The following is a 5587-nucleotide window of genomic DNA, read 5'->3' as shown; positions in this document are numbered from 1 at the left end:
GGCTGCCTAAACCGACAAAGGCCCCGCAAGGGCCGCCGAAAACCGCTCTGCCGGCCTTCAAAAAGGCCCTCACTGACCACCGAACTCCACTTCGCTCCCCGTGCAAAGCCCTCACAAGGGGAGAAGGAAGAGGCGCGCGAGGCGCAACGCCGTCGATCCTCCTTCGGAGCCCGCCTTACCCGCCTGCGAATAGCATTATGCATTGCGCAACATGAACGTTGGTATATATAATTTCATCCCATGAAAAATGGCTTCGGTGATCGCCGACAGCCGACATCATGGGACCTTGATGGCTCGCAAGCTTGAGGGCGCCGAAAGACCGGCGATCGATCCGCGGATCACTGCTTCGGCAGCACTGCAGCCATGACGCGACCCGTCCCGCACGACATCTTCATCAAATTGGGCGTCATTCCGTCTGCGCCGGCAGCAATGTAGTGCCTACGGCCTTGCGCAACGACCAGCTTTTCCAACACAATCAAAAAAGACGAGAAGAAGGGAACGAACGATAACTTCCACCAGAGCTTGACAGGAGAACAAGCATGTCACTGCGGAGTATGATTTCGAGACTATCAATGGGAGCCTTAACACTTGCCGCGGCAAGTGCATTCACGCCTTCGGCCCAGGCTGCGGCGCCGGAATCGAACGACCCGATCAAGATCGCGCTGTTCGACTGGACCAGTGTCAATCTGAACGCAAAGATCCTCGGCGGCATTCTTGAAAAGCTTGGATACACGGTCGAGTACCCGACCGCCGACTATCTCTCCAGCCTGACCACCGGCCTCACCAATGGCGACCTCTCTGTCGCCATGGAATTCTGGGACACGACGGCCGGCGAAGCTATGAAGGCCTCGGATGCGACCGGGCAGACCGAACGCCTCGGCAAGCTCGGGCCCAAGGCCAAGGAAGAATGGTGGTACCCCGAATATATGAAGGAGAAATGCCCCGGCTTGCCGAACTGGGAAGCGCTGAAGGACCCGAAATGCGCCGAAGCCTTCTCGACCGCCGAAACAGCGCCGAACGGCCGCTATCTCGGCGGCCCCGTGACATGGGAAGGCTTCGACGACGAGCGTGCCGCGGCGCTGAAGCTGCCCTTCACCGTCATCCATGCCGGTACCGATGCGGCGATGTTCGCCGAACTGGAATCGGCCTACCAGCGCAAGGCGCCGATCATGCTGTGGGTCTATTCGCCACATTGGGCGCCAGCCAAATACAAGGGCGAATGGGTCGAATTCCCCGACCATACGGCGGAGTGCTACAACGATCCGAAATGGGGCACGAACCCGGACGCCAAATATGACTGCGGCAAGCCGCATGGCGAGATCTGGAAATATTCCTGGGCCGGCATGAAGGACAAATGGCCGGTCGCCTATAAGGTTGCGAAAAACTACACGGTCGACACCGACGAGCTCAACAAGATGAGCGGCGAGATCGATCTCGAAAGCAAGACGCCGGAAGACGTCGCCGCTGCCTGGATCGCCGCCCACGAAGCCGACTGGAAAGCCTGGGCCGAGTGATCGTTCCAACTGGAAAACTGCGAGACCCGGTCATTCATGGCCGGGTCTCTATCCCATATTCCAGAAGGACGACTGCATGGCCGATACGACTGAACAGGTGCCGCACGCGGCAGGCATGCCAAACGATGCCCGCCCGGTAAAACTTGCCTGCCGCAACGTCTGGAAGCTGTTCGGCGCGAACGCGGCCAATTTCATCCGCCAACGCAACGGCAAGGCCAGCATGGCGGACGTCGCTGCGGCCGGGCTGGTCGGCGCCGTGCGCGCCGTCGACCTCGAAATCCGCCAAGGCGAGATTTTCATCATCATGGGCCTGTCCGGCTCCGGCAAGTCGACGCTGGTGCGCTGCATGTCGCGACTGGTCGAGCCGACGCATGGCAAGGTCGAGTTCGAGGGCAAGGATCTGCTGAAGATCTCCGATGCCGCGCTAATCGAGCTGCGGCGTCACCGCATGGGGATGGTGTTCCAGAATTTTGCCCTGCTGCCGCATCTGAACGTGCTGGAGAACATCGCCTTTCCCCTGGGCATCCAGGGGCAGGACCGGCCGACGCGCGAGAAGCGCGCGCGGGAAGTAATCGAGCTTGTCGGCCTGCGCGGCCGCGAGCATTTCTATCCGCGTGAGCTTTCCGGCGGCCAGCAGCAGCGGGTCGGCATCGCCCGCAGCCTCGCCACCAAGCCGGAAATCTGGTTTCTCGACGAGCCGTTCTCGGCACTCGATCCGCTGATCCGCCGCGAGATGCAGGACGAGCTGATGCGGCTGCAGACCATGCTGCACAAGACCATCGTCTTCATCACCCATGATTTCGACGAGGCCATCCGGCTGGCCGACCGCATCGCCATCATGAAGGACGGCGAGGTCATCCAGATCGGCACGCCGGAAGAGCTGGTGGTCAATCCGGCGACCGACTATGTCGCCGAATTCACCCGCGACGTCGACCGCGCCAAGGTGATCTCGGCGCGAAGCCTGATGCGCGCCTGCGACGGCACCGAGCATGGCGGCGCGGTTGCGCCGGATGCCAAGATATCAAGTTTTTCGGCAAGCATCGTCTCCGCCGGCAAGCCGTTCGCGGTGGTCAACGGCACCGGCAAGCCGATCGGCGAGGTCACGCCGCAAGCGGTGATCGATCTTCTGGCCGGCATCGAGCGTCCCGGGGCCGGCGCATGACGGTAACGGCAAGCACCAGCGAGGCGAGATCGCGGCCGGTTCAGATCTGGCTGGTGGTCTGGGCCTGCGCCCTCGCCGCCGTGCTTGCCGTATTCCTGCTGCAGGACAGGCTGCCATGGGCCGTCAACTATCCGGCCAGCGCAATCGTTCCCGTCGCCGACTGGGTCAGCGCGCTGATGAACCTGACGAAGTCGAACTTTTCCTGGCTGACGCGGTCGATCACCGCGGCGCTCAGCGTGCCGCTCGATTTCGCGCTCAATCTGCTCGCCAAGAATTTCAAAATCGGCCGTGGCGCGGATATGATCGTCTTGCCGCGCCTGTCCTGGGTCGGCGTCTGCATCGCTGCATTCCTGGCCGGACGCGCCGCCGGTGGCTGGAAGCTCGGCGCGCTGGTCGGCGGCTGTTTTCTCTACATTGCGCTGTTCGGCCAATGGACCAGCGCCATGCTGACGCTGGGGCTGATCTCCATCGCCGTGCCGTTCTGCATCGTCACCGGATTGTTCGTCGGCATCTGGGCGTGGCGCAAGCCATGGGCGGAGAGGCTGTTGATCTCCCCTGCCCTTGATCTGATGCAGACCATCCCGACCTTCGCCTATCTGATCCCGATGCTGCTTTTGTTCGGCAACAGCCCGGTTTCGGCGATGATCGCGACGGCCATTTTCGCGACGCCGCCAATGGTGCGCGCGACCATGCTGGGGCTGTCGCGGGTGCCGTCCGAAATCGACGATTTCAGCGCGATGGCCGGCTGCACGGCGCGCCAGAAACTGTGGCGCGTGCTTTTGCCCTCGGCGCGTCCAACGCTGATGGTCGGCGTCAATCAGGTCATCATGCTGGCGCTCAATATGGTGATTATCGCTTCGATGATCGGCGCCGGTGGCCTCGGCTACGACGTGCTGCTGGCGCTCAGGGCGCTGAAGGTCGGCGAAGCGATGGAAGCCGGCCTCGCCATCGTGGCGCTGGCAATCGCGCTCGACCGGCTAAGCCAGGCGATCGCGCGCAATCACGCGCAAGGCCATGTCTATCAGGAGGTGAGCCCGAGCTTTTGGCGGCGCTACCCCAATCTGACGCTGGCTATCGCCGTCCTTGCGGCCACGACGCTGCTTGGCCTGTTCGTGCCGGCCTTCGCCGCGGTGCCGAAGGTGATCACCTTCACCACCGCACCCCTGTGGAAGACAGCGGTGAGCTGGATCACGATCAACTTCTTCGACACGATCGAAGCGTTCCGCGTGGCCCTCATTCTCAACGTGCTGAACCCGGTGCGCGCCTTCTGCGAAGGCTTTCCATGGCTGGGCGCGGTGTTCCTGCTTGGCCTTGCCGGCTACCAGCTCGGCGGCCTGCGCCTGGCCGCCCTGGTCGCCGCGCTGACCGTCTTCTGCGCGGTGACCGGTCTCTGGGGAAAAACCATGGCGACGGTCTACCTCTGCGGCATCTCGGCCTTCATCGCTTGCCTGATCGGCATCCCGATCGGGCTGATGGCATCGCGCAGCGACCGCGTCGAGAAGATCGTCACGCCGGTCATCGACACGCTGCAGGTGCTGCCGTCGTTCTGCTTCATCATTCCGGTGGTGATGCTGTTCCGCGTCGGCGACGTGACGGCGATGATCGCCACGGTCGCCTTCGCCGTGGTGCCGGCCATCCGCTACACCAATCACGGCCTCAGGCAGGTGCCGCCGGCACTGATCGAGGCGGCAAAGGTGTCGGGCTGCACCAAGCGCCAGACGTTCCTGCGCGTGCAGCTGCCACTAGCGTTGCCTGAGATCATGCTCGGCGTCAACCAGACGATCCTGATGGCGCTGGCAATGATCATCATCTGCGCCATGGTCGGCACACGCGATCTCGGCCAGGAGGTGTTCATCGCGCTGTCCAAGGCCGATTCCGGCCGCGGCATCGTCGCCGGGCTGGCCATCGCCTTCATCGGCATCGTCGCCGACCGGCTGTTCAACGCCTGGACGGCGAAGGCACGGGCAAGATTGGGGTAGGATCGCGCGCCCCACCTTCGTCTTGCCCAAAATGCATCCCAAGCTGGCTTCATGCTGAAGCGCCCCACAGTGATTCTAGCTTTCCTCCTCATCCTTTCCGTCGCTGCTCATGGTGCGGATGGCCTGGAGGAGCGGCTTGAAAAGCTCTTTGATGAGGCCGAGCGCCTGACGCCGCTGCGCACGGTTGCCATCGCGCATGAGGGCGCGGTGGTGGCGGAACGTGGCTATCGCGGCCACTCTCCGGCACGTCCGGCCAACATAAAATCCGCCTCCAAGTCGATCATCTCCGCACTCGTCGGCATCGCCATCGACAAGGGCATGCTCCAAGGCATTGACCAGAAGATCGCTCCGCTTCTTCAGGCCGACCTGCCCGCCGATGTGGATCCGCGGCTCCAGCAGGTTACGATCGGTCATCTGCTTTCCATGCAAGCAGGGCTGGGTCGGACCTCCGGCCCAAACTACGGGCGCTGGGTGGCAAGCGACAACTGGGTGCGGGCAGCGCTCGCCATGCCCTTCGACGACGAACCGGGCGGTGCCATGCTCTATTCCACCGGCTCGACCCATCTCCTTTCGGCGATCCTGACGCGCTGGACCGGCCGCTCAACGCTGGAACTGGCACGCGAATGGCTGGGGCCGCAGGAGGGCTTTTCCGTCGCCGCCTGGGACCGCGACCCCCAGGGCATCTGTCTCGGCGGCAACCAGATGGCCATGAGCCCGCGCTCGCTGCTCGCCTTTGGCGAGCTCTACCGCAGCGGCGGGATGAGCCGCGGCGGACGGCAGCTCGTGCCGGCCGATTGGATCAAGCTCTCCTGGCAGCCACGCACCGCCTCCCGTTTCACCGGTGACGGTTATGGCTATGGTTGGTTCATGCGTCAGATCGCGGGCGAAGCGGTCTTCTACGGGTGGGGGTATGGCGGGCAGATGGTCTATGT

At 63.2% G+C, this 5587-nt stretch carries 4 protein-coding genes; all 4 read left to right on the top strand.

The annotated features are described in order from the left end of the window. Positions 1-539: 539 nt before the first annotated feature. Positions 540-1514 carry an ABC transporter substrate-binding protein gene (locus EOC93_RS32330; protein ID WP_127206634.1) on the top strand — a complete coding sequence of 325 codons (975 nt, stop codon included), beginning with the start codon at positions 540-542 and terminating at the stop codon, positions 1512-1514. A gap of 76 nt (positions 1515-1590) precedes the next feature. Then, positions 1591-2676: a glycine betaine/L-proline ABC transporter ATP-binding protein gene (locus EOC93_RS32325; RefSeq protein ID WP_127206633.1), complete on the top strand. Its 1086-nt coding sequence runs from the start codon at positions 1591-1593 to the stop codon at positions 2674-2676. After that, entirely contained in the window at positions 2673-4655 is a 1983-nt protein-coding gene (locus EOC93_RS32320) for an ABC transporter permease subunit (protein WP_127206632.1), read from the top strand. The genes EOC93_RS32325 and EOC93_RS32320 overlap by 4 nt, the downstream gene beginning before the upstream one ends. Before the next feature lie 51 nt (positions 4656-4706). Next, on the top strand, positions 4707-5587 hold an 881-nt coding region (locus EOC93_RS32315), incomplete at its 3' end, for a serine hydrolase (protein WP_164759370.1).

This window comes from Mesorhizobium sp. M6A.T.Ce.TU.002.03.1.1, from assembly GCF_003997275.1.
GTDB classification, from domain to species: Bacteria; Pseudomonadota; Alphaproteobacteria; order Rhizobiales; family Rhizobiaceae; genus Mesorhizobium; species Mesorhizobium mediterraneum.
This window is presented reverse-complemented; position numbering and strand designations above follow the sequence as displayed.